Origin of the sequence: Cellulomonas bogoriensis 69B4 = DSM 16987 (genome assembly GCF_000767165.1) — a bacterium.
Lineage (GTDB): Bacteria > Actinomycetota > Actinomycetes > Actinomycetales > Cellulomonadaceae > Actinotalea > Actinotalea bogoriensis.
Genome location: NZ_AXCZ01000015.1, coordinates 1 through 20822, shown reverse-complemented (window position 1 = coordinate 20822; position 20822 = coordinate 1). Strand labels below are relative to the sequence as shown.

Sequence of the window (20822 nt, the reverse complement as noted above, 5' to 3'; positions counted from 1 at the left end):
GGCGTGTGGACGGGGCCTTCGTCGCGTTGGGCCAGCGGCGATGGTGCAGCGCCGCTACGGCGCGATCAGAGCCCCTGGGCCAGCCGGTACCAGACCTGGTTCCACCGGATCCGGTCGGCGAAGTCCCGGGTGGTGGTCGTCTCGTCGATGACCAGGAGCTCCGTGCCGGCGATCTCGGCGAGGTCGGCGAACGCGTCCACACCCACCTGGGTCGTCAGGACGGTGTGGTGCGCCGCGCCGGCGGTCAGCCACGCCTCGGCGGAGGTCGCCAGGTCGGGTGCCGGGCGCCACACCGCTCGTGCGACAGGCAGGTGCGGCAGAGGTGGGTGCTCGATCACCTCGACGACGTTGGCGGTCAACCGGAACCGGTCGCGCATGTCCGCCATCGCGACCACCAGTCCCGGGCCGGGGTCCGTGTCGAACACCAGCCGCACCGGGTCCTCCCGACCGCCGATGCCCAACGGGTGGACCTCCAGCGTGGGCTTCCGGGTGGTCAGCGTCGGACAGATCTCCAGCATGTGCGCCCCGAGGATCTGCTCCTCCCCCGGGACCAGGTGGTACGTGTAGTCCTCCATCAGGGACGCGCCACCCGGCAGCCCTGCGCCCATCACCTTCGCCAGGCGCACCAGGACAGCGGTCTTCCAGTCGCCCTCGGCCCCGAACCCGTACCCCTTCGACATGAGGCGCTGCACCGCCAGACCCGGCAGCTGACGCAGGCCACCGAGGTCCTCGAACGTCGTGGTGAACGCCGAGGCCCCCAACGTCTCCAAGAGCGTCAGCAGCGCGAGCTCCTGGCGAGCGCCGTAGCGCAGCGCCTCGTGCTGCTCCCCCCCGACCCGCAGCCCGGGAGCCACGTCGTACAGGTCCTGGTACTCCTCGACCAGGCCGTCGACCTCGGCGTCCGGGACCTGCTCGACGGCGGCGACCAGGTCGTTGACGCCCCACGTGTTGACGCTGACGCCCAGACGGATCTCGGCCTCGGTCTTGTCACCCTCGGTGACCGCGACCCCACGCATGTTGTCCCCGAACCTGGCGAGGCGCAGGTTCCGTGCCGCGTCCCACCCAGCGGCGGCACGCGTCCACGTACCGACCTTCTGCTGCACGGTTGCGTCCGACGCGTGACCCACGACCGTCTTGCGCGCCACACCCATGCGGGTGGCGATGTACCCGAACTCCCGGTCCCCGTGGGCGGCCTGGTTCAGGTTCATGAAGTCGAAGTCGATCGTGTCCCACGGCAGCGCCACGTTGGCCTGCGTGTGCAGGTGCAGCAACGGGGTGCGCAGGGCCTCCAGACCGGCGATCCACATCTTCGCCGGCGAGAACGTGTGCATCCACGCGATCACCCCGATGCACGCGTCGTCGGAGTTCGCCTCGAGCGCCAGGCGCCGGATGGCGTCCGGTTCGGTGAGAACCGGCTTCCACACCACGCGCGCCGGCACCGCACCTGCCTCGTCCAGCAGGCGCGTGATCGTCTGGGACTGCTCGGCGACCTGACGGAGGGTGTCCTCCCCGTACAGGTGCTGGCTGCCCGTGACGAACCAGACCTCCTTGTCTGCGTACGGCTTCATCCGACGTGCTCCTCCCCGGTGACCGGGGCGGAGTCGCCCTGGCCGTAGACGTTCTGGTACCTCGCGTACAACGCGTCGATGTCCGCAGCGGGGATCGGGATCAGCTCGCCCTGGTCCCGTGCGATGTGGACGGTGCGCGCGACCTCCTCCACCATGACCGCGGCCTTCACCGCGTCCCGGGCATCCCGACCGATCGTGAAAGGTCCGTGGTTCTGCATCAGCACGGCGCGGCTGGGTGACCCGCTCAACGTCTCCACGATCCCACGGCCGATCGAGTCGTCACCGATCAGCGCGAACGGGCCCACCGGGATGTCCCCACCGAACTCGTCGGCCATCATCGTCAGCACGCACGGCACCGGTTCGCCGCGGGCGGCCCACGCCGTCGCATACGTCGAGTGCGTGTGCACGACGCCCCCGACGTTCGGCATGTGCCGGTAGACGTAGGCGTGGGCGGCCGTGTCGGACGACGGCGATCTCGTGCCGTCCACGAGGTTCCCGTCCAGGTCGCACACGACCATCGCCTCCGGGGTCAGGTCGTCGTACCCGACGCCGCTGGGCTTGATCACGAGCAGGTCCTCACCACCCGGCACCGGCACCCGCTGGGACACGTTCCCGGCGGTCCACACCACCAGGCCCCACCGGGGCAGCTCGGCGTGCAGGTCGGCCACCACCTCGCGCACCCGCGCGACCTCCTGCCGCACCTGCTCCGGGTAGGCCTCCAGCCCCCCGGCAGGAGCCGGGTCCCCGCTGTCCGTGGTCTCGGCCGGCGGGCTGGGCGAGCCCTCAGGGTGGAGCGACGCGACGGCCGCGTGCTCGATCGCCAGGCCGCTGCGGTACCGCTCGAGGAAGGACTCGAAGCCCTGGACGTCGTCGGGGTGGGGCTCGACACGGTGCACGGTGGCCGAGGCGAACACCTCGGTGCGCAGGAACGTCCCCAGGTCCGTGGTCGCACCCGAACCTGCGTAGGCGGCGAGGACCGCCATACCCCACGGCCCGCCCTCCCCCGCAGCCCGCGCGACGGCGACCGGCGCCCCGGTCGCGGCGGCCAGGAACCGCTGCGCCACACCCTCGGTGCGGAACATGCCACCGTGCGCCACCAGGTCGTCGACCGACACCCCTTCGGACCTCAGGACCTGCATCCCCATGCTGAGGGTCGCGAACACCCCGTAGACCTGCGCCCGCATCAGGTTCGGCAGGGTGAGCCTGCTCCCCGGCGTCCGCACCACGAGCGGTCGACCCTCCTGCAGACCGGCGACAGGCTCACCGGACAGCTGGTTGTAGGCCAGCACCCCACCGGCGTCCGCCTCACCGTCGAGGGCGGACCGCAGCAGCGACCCGAACACCGCGTCCGGCTCGGGGTCGGCCCCATGCGCCGCGGCGAACTGGCCGAACACCTCGGCCCACGCCCCCAGCTCACTCGCGCCGTTGTTGCAGTGCACCATCGCCACCAGGTCACCGGCCGGGGTGGTGACCACGTCCAGCTCCTCGTGGACGGACGCCAGGGGCCGCTCAAGCACGACCATCGCGAACACGGACGTCCCGACGCTGACGTTGCCCGTGCGTGGCGCCACCGCGTTGGACGCCACCATCCCCGTCCCGGCGTCACCCTCAGGTGGGCACAGGGGTACCCCGGGCTGCAAACCGCCCGTGGGGTCCAGACGCGCGGCGCCGGCCGGCGTGAGGGTCCCGGCGTCCTGGCCCGCCACCAGCACCTGCGGCAGGACATCCGCCAGCCGCACCCGTGCCCCGCGCTCGGCGAGCATCCGGTCGACGACCGCCATCGAGTCCGCGTCGTAGCCCCGCGTGGCCGGGTCGACGGGGAACATGCCCGACGCGTCCCCGACCCCGAGGACGTCCCTGCCCGTCAGGGTGCGGTGCACGTACCCGGCGAGGGTCGTGAGCGACGCGAGGCGGGCCACGTGCGGCTCCTCGTCGAGGACCGCCTGGTACAGGTGCGCGACCGACCACCTCATCGGCACGTTCTGCCCGAGCGCGGCGGTCAGGTCGCGGGCGGCGGGGGCGGTGCTGGTGTTGCGCCAGGTCCGGAACGGCACGAGGAGCTCCCCGTCCGCGTCGAACGCCAGGTACCCGTGCATCATCGCCGAGATCCCGAGCCCTGCCAGGCGCGTCAACGGCGTGCGGTGCCTGCGCACCACGTCCGCGTGCAGGTCGGTCACCGCCCCCTGCAGGCCCTCCCACACCGCGTCCAGGTGGTACGTCCAGCGCCCGTCGACGAGCTGGTTCTCCCACCCGTGCCCGCCGCTGGCCAGGGGCGTGCCGTCGGGGCCGACCAGCACGGCCTTGATCCGGGTCGACCCCAGCTCGATCCCCAGGTAGGCACGTCCCGAACGCAGGACGTCACGGGCGTCCCCCTCGTGCGGTCCCGTGCTCGAGCGCGGGTCGTGAGCAGTCACGTGGGTGCACCACCTTCGGGGCCTGGGGTCGACGACGAACACCGCGACGATACAGTTCCAACGTTTACCCTCGCCAGGACCGTCGGGCCGACAGGGGTACCCGCAAGCGCGACAGAGCCCGCCGACCACCCCGGGAGGGAGGCGGTCGGCGGGCTCTGCGGTATCGGCGGCGGCGTGCTGTCAGCGCGCCTCGCGCTCGGCGTTGAGGGCTGCGCGCAGCTCCCCGAATGCCGGACGCCGGGTGAACGTCTCGCTCATCAGGGTCGCGGCGCCCTCGCCCTCGAACACGACGGGCACCCAGGAGTACTTGTCGGTGAAGCTCCACACGGTGAACGAGGTGCACGACTCCACCGCCATGCACGCCTCGAGCGCCATGCGGTAGTACTCCGCCTGCTGCTCCAGCTGGGCCTCGGTCGGCTCGCCCGAGTCGTCCAGGACCATCCGGACGTCCATCTCGGTCACCGCCACCTCCAGACCCAGGTCGGCGAACCGCTGGAGGTTCTCACGCATGTCGCCCGGGAACCCGTACTCGATGCTCAGGTGCCCCTGGACCCCGAACCCGTGCACCGGCACGTCATCCTCCAGCAGGGTACGGACCAGCTCGTAGTAGGCGTCGCTCTTCGCGTTCTTGCCCTCGGTGTTGAAGTCGTTGATGAAGAGCGTGGCCCTCGGGTCGGCCTCGTGGGCCCACCGGAACGCGTCGGCGATCACACCCATCCCGAGCTCGCGGAGCCAGATGTTCTCCTGGAAGCGCAGGTTCGCCTCGTCGTCGAAGACCTCGTTCGCCACGTCCCAGTGGTCGACCTTGCCCTTGTAGTGCCCCACCACCGTCTGGATGTGGTCCTTGAGGATCTCCCGGAGCTCGGCCGGGGTGAAGTTCCCGTCCTCCAGCCAGCTCGGGTTCTGGCTGTGCCAGAGCAGCGCGTTGCCGCGCACCATCTGGCGGTTCTCACGAGCGAACTCGACGATGTCGTCGGCGGGGCCGAAGTTGTACTCGTCCCGTGCCGGGTGCACGTAGGCCCACTTCGTCTGGTTCTCCGGGCTCACCGAGCTGAACTGCTCCGCGAGCGTCTCCCGGTACCGGGTGTCGTTGGGGAACGGGTCCGGGTAGTCCATCCGGTCGTGGTGCCCACCGCCGGCGACGGCCGAGCCGATGGCCAAGCCATCGGGGGCCGCTCCTCGTAGCGTCGTCGTGGGGTGGCTCGGTCCCCCGCACGCGGCGAGGACCGGGAGGATCAGGAGGGCGGCGGCGGCCCGCAGGGCCGTCCTGCGGTCACGGTTTCGGGGTCGCATCGTCATGCCTCGCTCTGGGGAAACACCGCGTCAGCACGCGGCGTTCAGGGGGGTTTGTCCAGAGCGGAGGCTATCAGCGCGGGCAGCCCAGAAGGTGGGACGTCCCACGTCTTGTGATGAACGTCCCACTCATGACGGGGTCGGGCGAGGAACAACCACCCGACCGGAGCAGTGCGGGGGCGCCGTCACGAAGCGCCCCCGCACCACGGGGTCAGATCGAGGTCACCGGGCCGCCTCGAGTGCCTGGAGCAGTGCGGTGAACGCCGGGCGCGGGGAGTAGTCGTCCTCCATCACCGTCGCGGCGCCCTCCTCGGGGAAGAACACCGGAACCCAGGAGTAGCGGTCCACGAAGCCCCACAGGGTGAACGAGTCGCAGCCCTCGACGGCCAGGCACGCCTCCAGGCTCATCCGGTAGTACGCCGCCTGCTGCTCGAACGCACCCTGGTCGGGCTGCCCGTCCTCGGGCATGACGATGCGCACGTCGATCTCGGTGATGGCGGTCTTCAGTCCCAGGTCGGCGAACCGCTGCAGGTTCTGCTGCAGGTCCCCCGGGTAGCCGTACTGGGTCGACAGGTGACCCTGCACCCCGAAGCCGTGCAGCGGGACGCCGTCATCGAGCATGTCCTGGGCCAGCCCGTAGTACACGTCGCTCTTGGCGTTGATGCCCTCGACGGAGTAGTCGTTCAGGAACAGCTCGGCCTCGGGGTCGGCCTCGTGCGCCCAGCGGAACGCGTCCGAGACGATCTCGATGCCCAGCTCACGGATCCAGATGTTCTCCTCGGTGCGGATCTCGGCGTCGTCGTCGACGATCTCGTTGGCGACGTCCCACTGCTGGATCCGCCCGGCGTACCGGCCGACGACGGTCTCGATGTGCTCGCGCAGGATCTCGCGCAGCTCCTCAGGGGTGAAGTCCCCCTCTTCCAGCCACTCCGGGTTCTGGCTGTGCCACAGGAGGGTGTGCCCGCGCACGACCTGACCGTTCTCCTCGGCGAAGTCGACGATCGCGTCCGCCGGCCCGAAGTCGTACTCGCCCTGCTCGGGGTGGATGAACTCCCACTTCATCTGGTTCTCGGCGCTCAGCGAGCTGAACTGCTCCGCGAGCACCTCGCGGTAGGCCTCGTCGGTGGTGAACGGGTCGTCGTAGTCCTGCTCCAGGTGGTGACCCCCACCTGCAGCGGCCGACCCCACGTAGAAGCCCTCGGGTGCGGCCTCGCGCAGCGTGTCGAACTGCGTCTCGGGCTGTTCTTGACCGGGTGGGGTCTGGTCGTCCTGCGGGTCCTCGGCGTCGGGGGCGCAGGCCACCAGGACCGGCGCGACGAGCAGGGCTGCGGACCACCGCAGCGCTCGTCCCGGTCCTCGGGTGCTGCCCCCGGCCCCGTGGTGCGTGCTCCGACGGTGCTGCATGCAAACTCTCCTTGGCTCCATTGCCGCCCAAATCGTGACGACTCGGACATGTCGCAACGACGTTACCAGTCGCACCACACCGTAACCGCACCCGCGGCCGGTCCGGGACTCACCGGCGCGCCGTCCACTCCAGCAGCCGGCCGGGCGACCACGTGTTGACCACCCGCTCGGGCCCCACCCCCGCGGTCGCCAGCCGTTGGCAGCCGTCCACCTGCCAGTCCAGCTGTCCCGGTGCGTGGGCGTCGGAGTCCACGGCGAACAGGCAGCCCGCGTCCGCCGCGAGCGCGAGCAGGTCCTCGGGCGGGTCCTGGCGATCGGGTCTGGCGTTGACCTCGACCGCGACGTCGTGGCGTGCGCACGCACCGAACACCGCCGCGGCGTCGAACTCGCTCGGCGGCCGCGTCCGGCCACGCACGCGCCGTCCGGTGCAGTGACCGAGGACGTCCACGTGCGGCCCGCTCACCGCCGCGACCATCCGCCTGGTCATCGCGGCGGTGTCCATGCGCAGCTTGGAGTGGACGCTGGCGACCACGACGTCCAGGCGCTCGAGCAGGTCCGGGCGCTGGTCGAGCGTCCCGTCGTCGAGCACGTCGACCTCGATCCCGGCCAGGAGCCTGAAGGGCGCGAGGACCTCGTTCATCGCCCGGACCAGCTCGACCTGCTTGACCAGGCGCTCGGCGGACAACCCGTTCGCCACCCGCAGGCGGGGTGAGTGGTCGGTGACTGCCAGGTAGTCGTGACCGATGGCCTCGGCCGCCAGGGCCATGTCCTGCAGGGGTGCACCACCGTCGCTGGCGTCGGTGTGGGAGTGCAGGTCACCGCGGAGCGCCGCACGCAACCGGTGCCCGTCGGGGCTCGCGGCGGCGAGCCGGTCGGCGAGGTCCTCCTCCAGGTCGGCCAGGGTGCGTGGGGTGCGGCCCCGCAGCACGTCGACCACGACCTCTGAGGTGCTGGGACCCACTCCGCTGAGGTCCGTCCAGGCGCCCTCCTCCGCTCTTCTGCCGAACTCCTCGGCGGGCAGCCCCGCGACCACGGCCGCGGCCTGGCGGTACGCGCCCGAGCGGTAGGTGGACGCCTGGGCGCGCTCGAGGAGGAACGCGATGCGGGTGAGGGTCTCGACGACCCGGTCCTGGGGCTCGTGGCCCATCTAGGAGGCCTTGGTGCCCGAGCTGCGCTTGCGCGCCCCGCTCTTGCCTCGTGGCTTCTCGGGCGCGGACCCGCCCTCGTCCGCGGACGTCTGCTCGGAGGACCCCGTCGAACCGCTGCCCTTCGCACCGCGGGCCTTCTCCACGCTCCGCTGCAGGGCCGAGAGCAGGTCGACGACGTCCGCGTTCCCGCCCTGGTCCGCGTCCGTCCCGGTGCCCGCGGTGACGGGCTCCCCCTGCGACATCTTCGCGTTGATCAGGTCGTTCAGGGCCTGGGCGTAGGAGTCCTGGAACTCGGACGGGTCGAAGTCGGCGGCGAGGGACTCCACCAACGAGGCAGCCATGGACAGCTCCTGCGGGCGGATCTGGACCTCGTCCTCGAGCACCGGGAAGTCGGCCTCGCGGACCTCGTCGGGCCACAGCAGGGTCTGCAGGCAGATCACGTCGCCGCGCACGCGCAGGACGGCCATCGACTCGCGTTGGCGCAGGGCGACCTTCACCACCGCCATCCGGTCGGTCTGCTCCAGCGCCTGACGGAGCAGGGCGTAGGGCTTGGCCGCGGGCTTCTCAGGCTCCAGGTAGTACGTCTTGCCGAGCATGAGGGGGTCGACCTGGTCCGCCGGGACGAACTCCTCCACCGCGATCTCACGGTTGGTGGGCAGCGGGAGCCCGGCGAGGTCGTCGTCGGTGAGGACGACCATGCGACCGTCGTCGGTCTGGTGGCCCTTGGCGATGTCCGCGGACCCGACCTCCTCGCCGCAGACGCTGCAGACCTTGCGGTACCGGATGCGACCGGCGTCGGCCCGGTGGACCTGGTGCAGGGACACGCTGTGCTCACCGGTCGCCGCGTAGAGCCGCACCGGCACGTTGACCAGGCCGAACGCGACCGCGCCCTTCCATATCGCGCGCATCTGCCCGTCCCTCCTGGTGCGTGCGGACCGATCGTGTGCCACCCGGACGGGGGCCGCGGGAGCCCTCTGGGCCTGGGTCGTGGCCCCGGGTGGCGGTCTGCACCGTCAACGGCAGGATGGACCGGGAGTGCTGGTCCCGCCACCGGGGCCGGGAGAGGCGGTGCCGTGGGTGACTCCGCGCAGTGGGTGGACGTCGCCGGCCGCCGCGTCCGACTGACCAACCTGGACCGTGTCCTCTACCCGTCCACCGGGTTCACCAAGGCCGAGCTGATCCGGTACTGCACGCAGGTCGGCGAGCCGCTCCTGGGTCAGCTGCGCGACCGGCCCGTCACCCGCATCCGCTTTCCCCGGGGCGTCACGGGTGAGAGGTTCTTCGAGAAGAACACGCCCCGTGGCGCCCCCGACTGGCTGCGGCACCAGGTGCTCCCTGCGAGCCCCGGCACCGACGACGAGGACCCGACCCAGGTGGACTTCCCGTTCCTGGACGACCTGCCCTCCCTGGTGTGGGCCGCGAACTCCGGGGCGATCGAGCTGCACACCCCGCAGTGGCGCGCCGGCCCCCGCGGGGGCATCCGGCGGCCCGACCGGCTCGTGGTGGACCTGGACCCGGGGCCGCCCGCCGGCCTGGACGAGTGCGCCCGTGTCGCGCACCTGGTGGCCGACGCCCTGGCCGACGACGGGCTGACCGCGACGGTTCCCGTCACCAGCGGCAGCAAGGGCATGCAGCTCTACGCGGCGCTCCCCGGCCGCCGCAGCGCCGTCCAGGTGCGCCAGTACGCCCGGGACCTGGCGCACAGCCTGCAGGCGGAGCACCCCGGTGAGGTCGTGGCGGTCATGCGCCGTGACGCCCGCCCCGGCAAGGTGCTGCTCGACTGGTCCCAGAACCACCCGGCGAAGACGACCATCACGCCGTACTCGATGCGCGGGCGGGAACGCCCGAGCGTGGCAGCGCCGCGACGCTGGGAGGAGGTCGAGCCGGGGATCACCCAGCTCACCCCGGACGAGGTGACCCGTCGGCTGGAGGAGGACGGAGACCTCCTCGCGGGCCTGGATCAGGTCCGATGAGGCCCAGGGACCGGGCTGCGGCCTGTGCTTGGCTGGGTGGCATGACCGCCCCGGGGACCAGCGTCGAAGCCGTCGACCACCTGGTCAGGATGTTGCTGAGCACACCTGGCCGGTGGGCGGTGGTGGGGTTGTCGACCAACACCGGCCGTGCGGCGCACGGCGTCGCTGCGTACCTCCAGACGTTGGGCCACCGCATCGTCCCGGTGCACCCCCGGGCCGAGACGGTCCACGGTGAGCCCGGAGCCGCCACGCTGGAGCAGGTCCACGGGCCTGTGGACGTGGTCGACGTGTTCGTGAACTCCACGCGGGCGGGCGCGGTCGTGGACGCCGCGGCTGCGATCGGTGCCCGAGCGGTCTGGCTCCAGCTGGGCGTCCACGCCCCGGAGTCCGTCGCACGTGCCCGCGCTGCCGGGCTCGACGTCGTGGAGGGCCGGTGCCCTCGCATCGAGGGCCCGCGCCTGGGCGTACGCCCTCAGCCGTAGAACACCCTCTCGACGACCGCACGGGCGCGGCGCCCCGTCCGCAGGTAGGTCTCCTCCAGCTCACCGCCGGAACCGGGCGGGTACCCCAGCAGGCGGGCCAACGCCCCCAGGGCACGGCGGTCGTGGGGCAGCACGTCGGCGGCGGCACCACCGGTCCGCCCGGACAGCAGGACCAGGGCGTCACGCAGGCGGCTGCAGAGCTCCCAGGCGTCCCTCAGCATCCCCGCGTCGTCCTCGTCGACCAGACCTGCGCCCTGGGCCGCTTCCAGGGCCACCAAGGTGCTGGGCGTCCGCAAGGCCGGTACGGCGTGGGCGTGCTGGAGCTGCAGCAGCTGCACCGTCCACTCCACATCGCTCAGCGCCCCCCTGCCCAGCTTGAGGTGACGCGCCGGCTCCACGCCCCGCGGGAGCCGCTCGGACTCCATGCGCGCCTTCAGGCGCCGCACCTCTCGCAACGCTGCCGCGTCCGCACCGCCGGCCGGGTAGCGCACCGGGTCCACGAGCTCGACGAAACCACGGGCCAACGACGACGGGCCCGCGACCGGCCGCGCCCGCAGCAGGGCCTGCGCCTCCCACGGGGAGGACCAGCGCTGGTAGTACTCCCGGTAGGAGCTGAGCGTCCGGGTCAACGGACCGTTGCGGCCCTCGGGACGCAGGTCCGCGTCCACCTCGACCGCAGGCTCCGGTCCCACCGCCCCGAGCAGCGAACGCACGCGCATGGCGACGGCGACGGCCTGGGCCTGGGCCCGTGCCTGGTCCACGCCGTCGAATGGCTCGTGGACGAACAGGACGTCGGCGTCCGAACCGTACCCGGCCTCGCGTCCACCGAGCCGGCCGAGGGCGACGATCACGCTCTGGGTGAGCAGGCCCTCCTCGGTGAGGCCCGCCTCGTGCTCGGCGATCCGCAGCGCACCCACGAGCGTGACGTCCGTCGCGGCCGTCAGGGCCTGACGGGCCACGGTCACCTCATCGGGGCGCACGACCTCCGCGACCGCCGTGCGCGCCATCTCACGGCGGCGCAGCGCGCGCAGCAGGTTCGCTGCAGCGATCGGGTCGGTGCTCCGGGTGAGGACTGCGTCGACCTCCCCGCTCAGGCGCTCGACGTCCCGCGCGGCGAGCTCGGCGTCGTCGGCGAGCCACGCGACCGACTCCGGGGACCTGGCCAGGGCGTCGGCGACGTACTTCGACGTGGACAGCACGCATGCGAGCCGGTGCGCCGCGATCCCGGAGTCCCGCAGGAGCTTGAGGTACCAGTGGGTGGTTCCCAGCTCCTCGGACAACCGGCGGAACGCCAGCAGGCCCTCGTCGGGGTCGCTGCCCTCGGCGAACCAGCCCAGCAGCACCGGCAGCAGCTGACGTTGGATCGCCGCGCGCCGGCTGACCCCCTCGGTCAGGGCCGCGATGTGCCGCACCGCGCCCCGAGGGTCCCGGTAGCCGATGGCCCACAGGCGGGCCCTCGCGGCATCCGGCGCGAGGCTGGCCTCCTCCCGGGACAGGGAGGCCGTGGCCGGGAGCAGCGGCCGGTAGAACAGCTCCTCGTGGAGGTGGCGCACGTCACGGCGGACGGTGCGCCACCGGCGGCTCACGGTCTCGGCTGCAGGCGGTTCCAGGCGTGCGCTGCGCGCCAGTCGGCGCAGGTCGACCTCGTCCGTGGGGAGCAGGTGCGTCCGGCGCAGGCGGTGCAGCTGGATGCGGTGCTCCAGCGTGCGGAGCAACCGGTAGCACACGCCCAGCCGGGCCGCGTGCTCACGCCCCACGTACCCCCGAGCTGAGAGCGCGGCGAGGGCCTCGAGGGTGCTCGGGCTGCGGATGGCGTCGTCGGCGCGCCCGTGGACGAGCTGCAGGAGCTGCACGGTGAACTCCACGTCGCGGAGCCCGCCGACGCCCAGCTTGAGCTGCCTGTCGGCCTCAGCAGCGGGCACGTGGTCCTCGACCCGGCGGCGCATCGCCTGGGAGTCCTCCACGAAGTTCTCCCGCTCGACGGCTTGCCAGACCATCGGGCCCAGCGCCTCGCAGTACGCACGCGCCACGTCGAGGTCCCCCGCCACCGGCCTGGCCTTGAGCAGGGCCTGGAACTCCCAGGTCTTGGCCCAGCGCTCGTAGTAGGCCACGTGGCTGGCGACGGTGCGGACCAGGGGTCCGTTCTTGCCCTCTGGCCGGAGCCCCGCGTCCACGGGCCACAGAGCGGGTTCGGTCGAGGGCCCTGAGCACGCCCTGGCCAGGGACGCGGCGAGCCGGGCGCCGACGGCGAGGGCGTGCTCCTCGTCGACGCCGTCGGCAGGTTCGGCGACGTAGATGACGTCGACGTCGCTCACGTAGTTGAGCTCGCGTCCCCCGCACTTGCCCATGCCGATGACGGCCAGGCGGACGTCGCCGGCGTCGGGGTGCTCGGCGCGCGCCAGTGCGCAGGACGCCTCGAGGGCTGCTGCGGCGAGGTCGGCGAGGGCGGCGCCGACGCGGGGCATGAGCGAGAGGGGTTCGGGTGAGGTGAGGTCGGCGGCGGCGATGCGCAGGAGCCGGCGCCGATAGGCGTGCCGCATCAGGTCGGTGCCGGTGTCGCCGGTGCGGGTGGCGACCGGGGCGGGGTCCGAGGGGTCCGCTCCGACGGCCTCGAGGAGCTCGGTGCGGACCGTTGCGGCGTGGTCGTGCAGAGGGTGGGTGTCGGTGAGTGCGGTGAGGTCGGCCGGGTGACGGACGAGGTGGTCGGCCAGTGCGGTGGAGGCCCCGAGGACGGCGAGGAGGCTGTCCCGGTGCTCCCCGGGTGTGGTGAGGACCCGGGCGAGCGCGTCCGGGTCGGCGGTGGTGGCGATGCGGGTGAGGCCGAGGAGGGCGTCGTCCGGCGAGGCCACGGCCCCGAGCGCCTCCAGGAGCTCGGACGAGGGGTCCAGCGGGCCGACCGCACGAGCCAGGTCGGCGTCACCGACGCGGTGGGCCGAGGCGGTGGGGTCGGTGAACCCGAGCCGTGTGAGCCGGGTGCGCAGGGTCGTGGCCGGGCGGCCGCCGTCGGTCATGTGTGGACGCCCTCCGTCACAGGACCGGCAGGTACCGCTTCAGCTCGAAGGGCGTCACCTGCTGGCGGTAGGCGTTCCACTCCTCGCGCTTGTTGCGGAGCACGAAGTCGAACACGTGCTCGCCGAGGGTCTCGGCGACGAGCTCGGAGCGCTCCATGAGCTCGATCGCGTGCTCGAGGGAGGAGGGGAGGGCCCCGATCCCCTGGGCGCGGCGCTCGGCATCGGTGAGGGTCCAGGCGTCGTCCTCGGCACCCTCGGGGAGCTCGTACCCCTCTTCGATGCCCTTGAGACCGGCGGCCAGGAGCACGGCGTAGGCCAGGTAGGGGTTGACCGCGGAGTCCAGGCCTCGGTACTCGATGCGGCTGGAGTTGCCCTTGCCGGGCTTGTACATAGGGACGCGCACGAGGGCGGAGCGGTTGTTGTGGCCCCAGCAGACGTAGGCGGGTGCCTCGGCCCCGGTCCACACCCGCTTGTAGGAGTTGACGTACTGGTTGGTGATGGCGGTGATCTCCGGGGCGTGGTGCAGGAGGCCGGCGATGAACTTGCGGGCCACCGGAGACAGGCCGAGCTGGGCGCCGGGCTCGTGGAAGGCGTTGCGGTCGCCCTCGAAGAGCGAGAAGTGCGAGTGCATGCCGGAGCCGGGGTGCTCGGCCATGGGCTTGGGCATGAAGGAGGCGTAGAGACCCTGCTCGAGGGCGACCTCCTTGACGACGGTGCGGAACGTCATGATGTTGTCGGCCGTGGTGAGTGCATCGGCGTACCGCAGGTCGATCTCGTTCTGCCCGGGGCCGGCCTCGTGGTGGGAGAACTCCACGGAGATGCCCATCGACTCGAGCATCTGGATGGCGGCCCGCCTGAAGTCGTGGCCGGTACCCCGCGGGACGTGGTCGAAGTACCCGCCGGAGTCGACGGGCACGAGCGGCTTGTCGGGGTCGGCGGGGTTCTCGAACAGGTAGAACTCGATCTCGGGGTGGGTGTAGAAGGTGAAGCCCTTGTCACCGGCCCGGGACAGTGCGCGCTTGAGCACGTAGCGGGAGTCGGCGAGCGAGGGCTCACCGTCCGGGGTGAGGATGTCGCAGAACATGCGCGCTGTCCCGTGGGTGCTGCCGCGCCACGGCAGGACCTGGAACGTGGAGGGGTCCGGCTTCGCGAGCATGTCGGCCTCGTACACGCGGGTGAGGCCCTCGATGGCGCTGCCGTCGAAACCGATGCCCTCGGTGAAGGCCGCCTCGAGCTCTGCCGGTGCCACGGCGACCGACTTGAGCACGCCGAGGACGTCGGTGAACCAGAGGCGGATGAAGCGGATGTCCCGTTCCTCGACCGTGCGGAGCACGAACTCCTGCTGCCTGTCCATGGGACCATCCTGCCCCACGGATGTGACACCGGCGTGACACGTCCGCGTGGCGGCACGTCGCCGGGTGCGGCCGGGCGCCCGCCGCACCCGAGGCGTGCGCGGCTGCGGCCCTCGCTACTGTGGCCCGATGGCGCCCACACGACTCGCTCTCGCCCAGATCGACACGTGCGTGGGGGACCTCGACGGGAACGTCGAGCAGGTCCTGGACTGGAGCCGCCGGGCTGCCGCCGCCGGTGCCCAGGTGGTGCTGTTCCCGGAGATGACGCTGACGGGCTACCCGGTGGAGGACCTCGCGCTGCGGGACTCCTTCGCCCGTGCGGCCGACCGCGCCCTGCAGACGGTGGCCACGCGGCTCGCGGACGAGGGCCTGGGTCAGCTGTCGGTGGTGCTGGGGACGTTGGGGCGTGATCGCGGGGGTCGTGCGACGAACCGCGCGGTCGTGGTCGCCGAGGGTCAGGTGGGTGCGGTCTACGACAAGCACCACCTGCCGACGTACGGGGTGTTCGACGAGTTCCGGATCTTCGCGCCCGGCTCGGGCCCGTGCGTGGTGGAGGTCGGCGATCGCCGCGTGGGCGTGCTGATCTGCGAGGACATCTGGCAGGAGGGGCCGGTCGCCGAGCTCGCCGGGCAGGGCCTGGACCTGCTGGCGGTGCTCAACGGCTCACCGTACGAGGAGGGCAAGGGCCACGTCCGCACCGAGCTCGCGGCCCGTCGAGCGGCTGAGGTCGGCGCGCCCGTGGCGTACGTGAACATGGTCGGCGGCCAGGACGACCTGGTGTTCGACGGCGGGTCGTTCGTGGTGGGCCCGGACGGGCAGCTGCTGACCAGCGCACCGCAGTTCGTGGAACACCTGCTGGTGTGGGACCTGCCGCCCGCTGGGGGTGCCCAGGAGCGCGGGGAGCTCGCCCCGGCGATGTCGGCCGACGCCGAGGTGTACGCCGCCGCGGTCACGGGCCTGCGGGGCTACGCCCGCAAGAACGGGTTCTCGTCGGTGGTGCTGGGGTTCTCCGGCGGGATCGACTCGGCGCTGGTCGCGGCGATCGCAGCGGACGCGCTGGGCGGGGAGAACGTCGTGGGCGTGTCGATGCCCTCCCAGCACTCCTCCGACCACTCCCGGGACGACGCGGCCGACCTGGCCCGGCGCATCGGTGCGGACTACCGGGTGCAGCCGATCGCGGGCATCGTCGCGTCCTTCGACGGGATGCGCCTGACCGGCCTGGCGGCCGAGAACCTCCAGGCCCGGGTACGGGGCGTGATCCTCATGGCCCTGTCGAACATGGAGGGCCACCTGGTGCTGGCGACCGGCAACAAGTCCGAGCTGGCCGTCGGCTACTCCACGATCTACGGCGACGCCGTGGGCGGCTACGCGCCGATCAAGGACGTGGACAAGTCCCGGGTGTGGGCCCTGGCCCGGTGGCGCAACCAGACCGCGCTGGACGCCGGTGAGGTGCCGCCGATACCCGAGGCATCGATCACCAAGCCCCCGTCGGCCGAGCTGAGCCCGGGGCAGGTCGACACCGACTCCTTGCCCCCTTACCACCTGCTGGACGAGGTGCTGGACGCCTACATCGAGCACGCGGAGGGCAGGGAGGAGCTGCTCGCCCGTGGCTTCGAGCCCGCGGTCGTCGACAAGGTCCTGGCCCTGGTGGACGGCGCGGAGTGGAAGCGGCGCCAGTACCCGCCGGGCCCGAAGGTCACGGCACTGGCGTTCGGCAGGGACCGTAGGCTTCCGGTGACCAGCCGCTGGCGTGAACCGAAGGGACCCGTCGATGTCTGAGGTACCCGGCCACTCCCCCGCCCCCCGCCGGGTGAGGGTCCACCACCTACGTGAGGCCAAGGAGCGCGGTGAGCGGCTGACGATGCTGACCGCCTACGACGCCCCCACCGCGCAGGTGTTCGACGAGGCGGGCACCGACGTGCTGCTGGTGGGCGACTCCCTGGGGGACAACTTCTACGGGTACTCCACGACGGTCCCGGTGACGGTCGACCAGATGATCCACCACACCCGTGCGGTCACCGGGGCGGTGCGCAGGGCCCTGGTCGTGGCCGACCTGCCGTTCGGCTCCTACGAGGCCTCCCCCGTCCACGCCCACGCCACCGCCGTGCGGCTGATGAAGGAGGCGGGCGCGCACGCGGTGAAGTTCGAGGGCGGGCGCCGGGTGGCCCCCCACGTGGAGCTGCTGACCGGGTCGGGCATCCCGGTCATGGGGCACCTGGGGTTCACGCCGCAGTCCGAGAACGTCCTGGGCGGCAAGCGGGTGCAGGGCCGCGGGCAGGAGGCCGCCGAGCACCTCACCGAGGACGCCCTGGCCCTGCAGGAGGCCGGCGCGTTCGCCGTGGTGCTCGAGATGGTCCCGGCCCCGCTGGCCGCGCAGGTCACGGAGGTGCTGACGGTCCCGACGATCGGGATCGGGGCCGGGGCCCAGTGCGACGGGCAGGTGCTCGTGTGGCCAGACATGGCCGGCCTGAGCGACTGGTCGCCGCGGTTCGCCAAGGCGTTCGGGGACCTGCGCGGGGCGCTCGGCGCGGCGGTCACCGCCTACAACGCCGAGGTGCGGTCCGGGGCGTTCCCCGCCGACGAGCACTCGTTCGACAACTGACGGACCCGCCCTTCAGTCCTCGCCCCACAGCTGGTCCTCCTCGCTGCGACGCCGGTCCTCCTCGTCCCACGCCTCGGTCCGGTCGGCGGCCCGGTCCAGGGCCTGCTCGGCCTCCTCACGGGTGCGGTAGGGGCCCATGCGCCCCTGCCACGACCGTCGCCGATCTCGGCTCACCTCACCGGTTCGGGGGTCGAACCAGTACTCCCCGTCACCGTCTGCGTGCTCCGCGCCCATCACCGGACCTCCTCCGCGCCCTACCTCACCTGCCCGCACCACCGGTGCGGGTCAGCCTGAGATCCGTAGACTGCCACGCATGCCAGCCGTCCACGCCCCGACCGGGACCCTCGTCCCCGGAACCCTCAGCCCCGTCCGGGACGTCCCGGCCCACATCCCCCGCCCGGAGTACGTGGGCAAGAACCGGGAGCTGCCGTTCACCGGGTCCGAGGTGAAGGACGCCGAGACCGTCGAACGCATCAGGGTCGCCTCGCGGATCGCGGCCCAGGCCCTGCAGGAGGTCGGCCGGCACGTCGCACCCGGCGTCACCACCGACGAGCTGGACCGGGTGGGCCACGAGTTCCTGTGCGACCACGGCGCGTACCCCTCGACCCTGCGCTACCAGCCCCACCCGGGTCAGGTCCCGTTCCTGAAGTCCCTGTGCACCTCGGTCAACGAGGTCATCTGCCACGGCGTCCCGGACTCGACCGTCCTGCAGGACGGTGACATCGTCAACGTCGACGTCACCGCCTACCTGGACGGGGTCCACGGCGACAACAACGCGACCTTCGAGGTCGGTGACGTCGACGAGGAGTCCCGCCTGCTCATCGAGCGGACCCACGAGGCGATGATGCGCGGCATCAAGGCGGTCCGGCCGGGCCGCGAGGTCAACGTGATCGGCCGGGTCATCGAGAAGTACGCCACCCGGTTCGGGTACGGGGTCGTGCGGGACTTCACCGGTCACGGCGTCGGTGAGGCGTTCCACTCCGGGTTGATCATCCCCCACTACGACTCCGCGCCCCACCACGACGCCGTCATCGAACCGGGCATGGTCTTCACCATCGAACCGATGATCAACCTCGGCACCCACGAGTGGGAGATGTGGGACGACGGATGGACCGTCGTCACCAAGGACCGGCGGCGCAGCGCGCAGTTCGAGCACACCCTGGTCGTGACCGAGACCGGAGCGGAGGTGCTCACGCTGCCATGAGCGCCCTCACCGACCCGTCCCCGGCCCCCGACCGCCCCCTGGGCGCGTTCGGCATCGACATCGGCGGCTCCGGGATCAAGGGCGCCCCGGTCGACCTGGTCGCCGGGGAGCTCAGCGCCGACCGGGCGCGGATCCCCACCCCGCAGCCGGCCACCCCGCAGGCCGTGGCCGCCACCGTCGCCCAACTCGTCGACGGCTTCGACCTGCCCCCCGACCTCCCGGTCGGGGTCACGTTCCCGGCGGTCATCCAGCACGGGGTGGCGCGCTCGGCCGCGAACGTGGACGACTCGTGGATCGGCACCGACGTGGAGGCCGTCGTCGGGCAGGCCACCGGCCGCCGCGTGGTCGCCGTCAACGACGCCGACGCCGCCGGCTACGCCGAGACCCTCTACGGAGCTGCCAGGGGCCGCACGGGAACGGTCCTGGTCGTGACCCTCGGCACCGGGATCGGCACGTGCCTGGTCGTGGACGGCACCCTGGTGCCCAACACCGAGCTCGGGCACCTGGAGATCGACGGGTTCGACGCCGAGAGCAGGGCTGCCGACTCCGCACGCGAGCGCGAGGACCTGGACTGGACCGCGTGGGCGGAGCGCCTGCAACGGTACTTCCGGGTGGTGGAGGACCTGCTGTGGCCAGACCTGATCGTGGTGGGGGGCGGGGTGTCCAAGAAGCACGACCGGTTCCTGCCGCTGCTGGACCTGCGCACCCCCGTGGTACCCGCGGGCCTGCGGAACGCTGCGGGGATCGTCGGGGCCGCGGCGCTCGCGGCGGACGTCGCCGCCCGGTGAGCCCCGCAGGGCCAGGCGTACGTCCGGCCCTCGACCTGAGCTCCTAGTCGCCGTCCTCGGGGTCGAACAGCCGCCGTAGCCCCAGCAGGTCCAGCACCTCGCTGACGGCCGGTGGCGGGTCGGCAAGGGTGACGGAGAGGCCTTCCTCCCGCCCCAGCGTGCAGAACTGGATCAGGAACGCCACGCCGGTGGAGTCGATGAACGTGACCTCCCCGGCGTCCAGGACCACCGGCAGGGCCCGGTCCACGGTGCGGCTCAGCGCCTGCTCGGCCTCGTGACGGACGGCCTCGTCGATCTCGCCCCAGAGCTGGGCGGTGGTCCGGTCGGCGTGCTCGACGACGGTGATCCCACCGACAGGGGGTCGCGGGGTCTGGTCCATCTGCAGGGTCACCTTCGTCCTTGGCGTCACCTGCGAGGTGGCGTCGTGGTCCTGCCCCCGCGGCGAGCACCGCCGGGGCAGGCACACCGTAACCGGTCACCGCAGATGCGCGGGACGACGTCCGGTGCGACGGTAGGTCCATGACGGAGAACCTGCCCGACTCGTTCGACCCCAAGCAGCCCGACCTGCCGACCAAGGCCGTCGACCCCGACCCCATCCCCGCCGACGACGGGGACGAGGACACGCCCAAGGAGACCACCGAGACCTCCTGAGACGGTCGCGCGCGGCCCCAGGGGCCTCGGTGGTGCGGATGAGTCGGCCGGTACGCCGGGTTCTGTCCCCCGGCCGCTGACGCGGCCCGGGTGGCGACCATCCATCTAGGACGCACGTCGCCGTGCGCCTCCAGCGGCCTACCCGGTAGCTCGGGCGAGCAGCCCTCGAACGCTCCCTGTCTGGCCTTGCTCCCGGTGGGGTTTACCTAGCCGCACCGGTCACCCGGTGCGCTGGTGGTCTCTTACACCACCGTTTCACCCTTACCTCGTGGTGCGAGCACCTCGAGGCGGTCTGTTCTCTGTGGCACTGTCCCGCGGGTCACCCCGGGTGGGCGTTACCCACCACCGTGCTCTACGGAGCCCGGACGTTCCTCGGCAGGAGCGACGCCCCTGACGCGGCCGCCTGGCCGACTCATCCGGGCACGAGTCTAGCCCCCGGACGCACTAGCCTGCTGCGGTGCTCGTGCTGCTACCCCCCTCGGAGGGCAAGGACGCTCCCTCCCGGGGCGCCCCCCTGGACCTCGACGCCCTCGACCACCCCACCCTGGGACCACCCCGGCAGGAGGTGCTCGACGCCCTCGCCCGGGCCAGTGCGGCAGACGACGCGTGCACGGTTCTCGGGGTCGGCCCGACGCTCGCCACCGAGGTCGCGCGCAACACCGCGCTCCGGTCCGCTCCGACCGCCCCGGCCCGGGAGGTGTACACGGGTGTGCTGTACGCCGCCGCCGGTCTCAGCGGTCTCGACGGCGCGGCCGCCGCCCGCGCGGCAGGGACGGTCCGCACCGTGTCCGCGCTGTGGGGGCTGGTCTCCCCCGATGACCGCATCCCGGCGTACCGGTTGTCGATGGGCACCGACCTGCCGGGTCCCGGGCCGCTGGCCCGGTTCTGGCGCCCGCACCTGGGCGACGCCCTGGCCGGGCGCACGGGACTGG

General features: G+C 72.2%; 18 protein-coding genes, 1 other RNA gene and 1 pseudogene. 8 read left to right on the top strand and 12 right to left on the bottom strand.

The window, feature by feature from the left end:
• Positions 1-65: 65 nt before the first annotated feature.
• The 7 genes and pseudogenes from araA to ku all read right to left on the bottom strand — a co-directional run bounded on the left by araA (position 66) and on the right by ku (position 8735).
• Positions 66-1568, bottom strand: a complete 1503-nt coding sequence (gene araA, locus N869_RS02985; protein WP_035057631.1) for an L-arabinose isomerase — start codon at positions 1566-1568, stop codon at positions 66-68.
• A complete protein-coding gene (locus tag N869_RS17640; protein WP_198025938.1) occupies positions 1565-2290 on the bottom strand; it encodes an L-ribulose-5-phosphate 4-epimerase in 726 nt (241 codons plus the stop codon). The genes araA and N869_RS17640 overlap by 4 nt, the downstream gene beginning before the upstream one ends.
• 69 nt (positions 2291-2359) lie before the next feature.
• Positions 2360-3982, bottom strand: a pseudogene (locus N869_RS02980) (xylulokinase); the annotation flags it as partial.
• 180 nt (positions 3983-4162) lie between these two features.
• Complete coding sequence (locus N869_RS02975; protein WP_035057660.1) at positions 4163-5275, bottom strand: endo-1,4-beta-xylanase; 1113 nt, start codon at positions 5273-5275, stop codon at positions 4163-4165.
• Between the two features lie 222 nt (positions 5276-5497).
• Positions 5498-6679 (bottom strand): endo-1,4-beta-xylanase, encoded by a 1182-nt coding sequence (locus tag N869_RS02970; RefSeq protein ID WP_052104899.1) that lies wholly within the window; start codon positions 6677-6679, stop codon positions 5498-5500.
• Positions 6680-6788: 109 nt separating this feature from the next.
• Positions 6789-7826, bottom strand: coding sequence for a PHP domain-containing protein (locus N869_RS02965; protein WP_035057629.1), 1038 nt, complete (start codon positions 7824-7826; stop codon positions 6789-6791).
• Entirely contained in the window at positions 7827-8735 is a 909-nt protein-coding gene (ku, locus tag N869_RS02960; RefSeq protein ID WP_035057655.1) for a non-homologous end joining protein Ku, read from the bottom strand. It abuts the gene before it with no gap.
• Between the two features lie 165 nt (positions 8736-8900).
• On the opposite strand from ku, the gene ligD reads away from it, so the two are divergent.
• Positions 8901-9800: a non-homologous end-joining DNA ligase gene (ligD, locus tag N869_RS02955; protein WP_035057625.1), complete on the top strand. Its 900-nt coding sequence runs from the start codon at positions 8901-8903 to the stop codon at positions 9798-9800.
• A 41-nt stretch (positions 9801-9841) separates the two neighbouring features.
• Positions 9842-10282 carry a CoA-binding protein gene (locus N869_RS02950; protein ID WP_035057622.1) on the top strand — a complete coding sequence of 147 codons (441 nt, stop codon included), beginning with the start codon at positions 9842-9844 and terminating at the stop codon, positions 10280-10282.
• Here the strand turns inward: N869_RS02950 and N869_RS02945 are convergent.
• Together N869_RS02945 and glnA are read right to left on the bottom strand one after the other, a co-directional pair.
• Positions 10273-13293: a bifunctional [glutamine synthetase] adenylyltransferase/[glutamine synthetase]-adenylyl-L-tyrosine phosphorylase gene (locus N869_RS02945; protein WP_035057620.1), complete on the bottom strand. Its 3021-nt coding sequence runs from the start codon at positions 13291-13293 to the stop codon at positions 10273-10275. The genes N869_RS02950 and N869_RS02945 overlap by 10 nt on opposite strands.
• A gap of 16 nt (positions 13294-13309) precedes the next feature.
• On the bottom strand, positions 13310-14647 hold the full coding sequence (glnA, locus tag N869_RS02940) for a type I glutamate--ammonia ligase (protein ID WP_035057617.1): 1338 nt from the start codon (positions 14645-14647) through the stop codon (positions 13310-13312).
• 127 nt (positions 14648-14774) lie between these two features.
• Between glnA and N869_RS02935 the strand changes: the two genes are divergently transcribed.
• Together N869_RS02935 and panB are read left to right on the top strand one after the other, a co-directional pair.
• A complete protein-coding gene (locus N869_RS02935; protein WP_035057614.1) occupies positions 14775-16424 on the top strand; it encodes an NAD+ synthase in 1650 nt (549 codons plus the stop codon).
• Positions 16417-17247: a 3-methyl-2-oxobutanoate hydroxymethyltransferase gene (panB, locus tag N869_RS02930; protein ID WP_035057611.1), complete on the top strand. Its 831-nt coding sequence runs from the start codon at positions 16417-16419 to the stop codon at positions 17245-17247. The genes N869_RS02935 and panB overlap by 8 nt, the downstream gene beginning before the upstream one ends.
• Positions 17248-17259: 12 nt before the next feature.
• Here panB and N869_RS02925 read toward each other — a convergent pair whose 3' ends face one another.
• The gene (locus N869_RS02925) at positions 17260-17481 is read right to left on the bottom strand and encodes a hypothetical protein (RefSeq protein ID WP_035057653.1); all 222 of its coding nucleotides are present in this window, start codon (positions 17479-17481) and stop codon (positions 17260-17262) included.
• 79 nt (positions 17482-17560) lie between these two features.
• Here N869_RS02925 and map point away from each other — a divergent pair, with 79 nt between their 5' ends.
• Positions 17561-18451 carry a type I methionyl aminopeptidase gene (gene map / locus N869_RS02920; protein ID WP_035057608.1) on the top strand — a complete coding sequence of 297 codons (891 nt, stop codon included), beginning with the start codon at positions 17561-17563 and terminating at the stop codon, positions 18449-18451.
• Entirely contained in the window at positions 18448-19239 is a 792-nt protein-coding gene (gene ppgK / locus N869_RS02915) for a polyphosphate--glucose phosphotransferase (RefSeq protein ID WP_052104898.1), read from the top strand. Before map ends, ppgK begins: the two co-directional genes overlap by 4 nt.
• A gap of 43 nt (positions 19240-19282) precedes the next feature.
• On the opposite strand, the gene N869_RS02910 is transcribed toward ppgK, so the two are convergent.
• Complete coding sequence (locus N869_RS02910) at positions 19283-19630, bottom strand: STAS domain-containing protein (RefSeq protein ID WP_232229585.1); 348 nt, start codon at positions 19628-19630, stop codon at positions 19283-19285.
• A 128-nt stretch (positions 19631-19758) separates the two neighbouring features.
• Here N869_RS02910 and N869_RS17245 point away from each other — a divergent pair, with 128 nt between their 5' ends.
• Complete coding sequence (locus tag N869_RS17245; RefSeq protein WP_156968311.1) at positions 19759-19890, top strand: chromosome partitioning protein; 132 nt, start codon at positions 19759-19761, stop codon at positions 19888-19890.
• A 35-nt stretch (positions 19891-19925) separates the two neighbouring features.
• Here the strand turns inward: N869_RS17245 and rnpB are convergent.
• Positions 19926-20305: RNase P RNA component class A (gene rnpB, locus N869_RS16360), an RNA gene on the bottom strand.
• Positions 20306-20347: 42 nt separating this feature from the next.
• Here rnpB and N869_RS02905 point away from each other — a divergent pair.
• Positions 20348-20822, top strand: a 475-nt coding sequence (locus N869_RS02905) for a YaaA family protein (protein ID WP_035057605.1), incomplete at its 3' end; no start/stop codon positions are given.

Bases quoted from the DNA above. Each gene is read 5' to 3' on its own strand.
- araA (WP_035057631.1), bottom strand. From the start codon at position 1,568: ATGAAGCCGTACGCAGACAAGGAGGTCTGGTTCGTCACGGGCAGCCAG.
- N869_RS02975 (WP_035057660.1), bottom strand. From the start codon at position 5,275: ATGCGACCCCGAAACCGTGACCGCAGGACGGCCCTGCGGGCCGCCGCC.
- N869_RS02970 (WP_052104899.1), bottom strand. From the start codon at position 6,679: ATGCAGCACCGTCGGAGCACGCACCACGGGGCCGGGGGCAGCACCCGA.
- N869_RS02965 (WP_035057629.1), bottom strand. From the start codon at position 7,826: ATGGGCCACGAGCCCCAGGACCGGGTCGTCGAGACCCTCACCCGCATC.
- ku (WP_035057655.1), bottom strand. From the start codon at position 8,735: ATGCGCGCGATATGGAAGGGCGCGGTCGCGTTCGGCCTGGTCAACGTG.
- N869_RS02950 (WP_035057622.1), top strand. From the start codon at position 9,842: ATGACCGCCCCGGGGACCAGCGTCGAAGCCGTCGACCACCTGGTCAGG.
- N869_RS02945 (WP_035057620.1), bottom strand. From the start codon at position 13,293: ATGACCGACGGCGGCCGCCCGGCCACGACCCTGCGCACCCGGCTCACA.
- glnA (WP_035057617.1), bottom strand. From the start codon at position 14,647: ATGGACAGGCAGCAGGAGTTCGTGCTCCGCACGGTCGAGGAACGGGAC.
- N869_RS02935 (WP_035057614.1), top strand. From the start codon at position 14,775: ATGGCGCCCACACGACTCGCTCTCGCCCAGATCGACACGTGCGTGGGG.
- panB (WP_035057611.1), top strand. From the start codon at position 16,417: ATGTCTGAGGTACCCGGCCACTCCCCCGCCCCCCGCCGGGTGAGGGTC.
- N869_RS02925 (WP_035057653.1), bottom strand. From the start codon at position 17,481: ATGGGCGCGGAGCACGCAGACGGTGACGGGGAGTACTGGTTCGACCCC.
- map (WP_035057608.1), top strand. From the start codon at position 17,561: ATGCCAGCCGTCCACGCCCCGACCGGGACCCTCGTCCCCGGAACCCTC.
- ppgK (WP_052104898.1), top strand. From the start codon at position 18,448: ATGAGCGCCCTCACCGACCCGTCCCCGGCCCCCGACCGCCCCCTGGGC.
- N869_RS17245 (WP_156968311.1), top strand. From the start codon at position 19,759: ATGACGGAGAACCTGCCCGACTCGTTCGACCCCAAGCAGCCCGACCTG.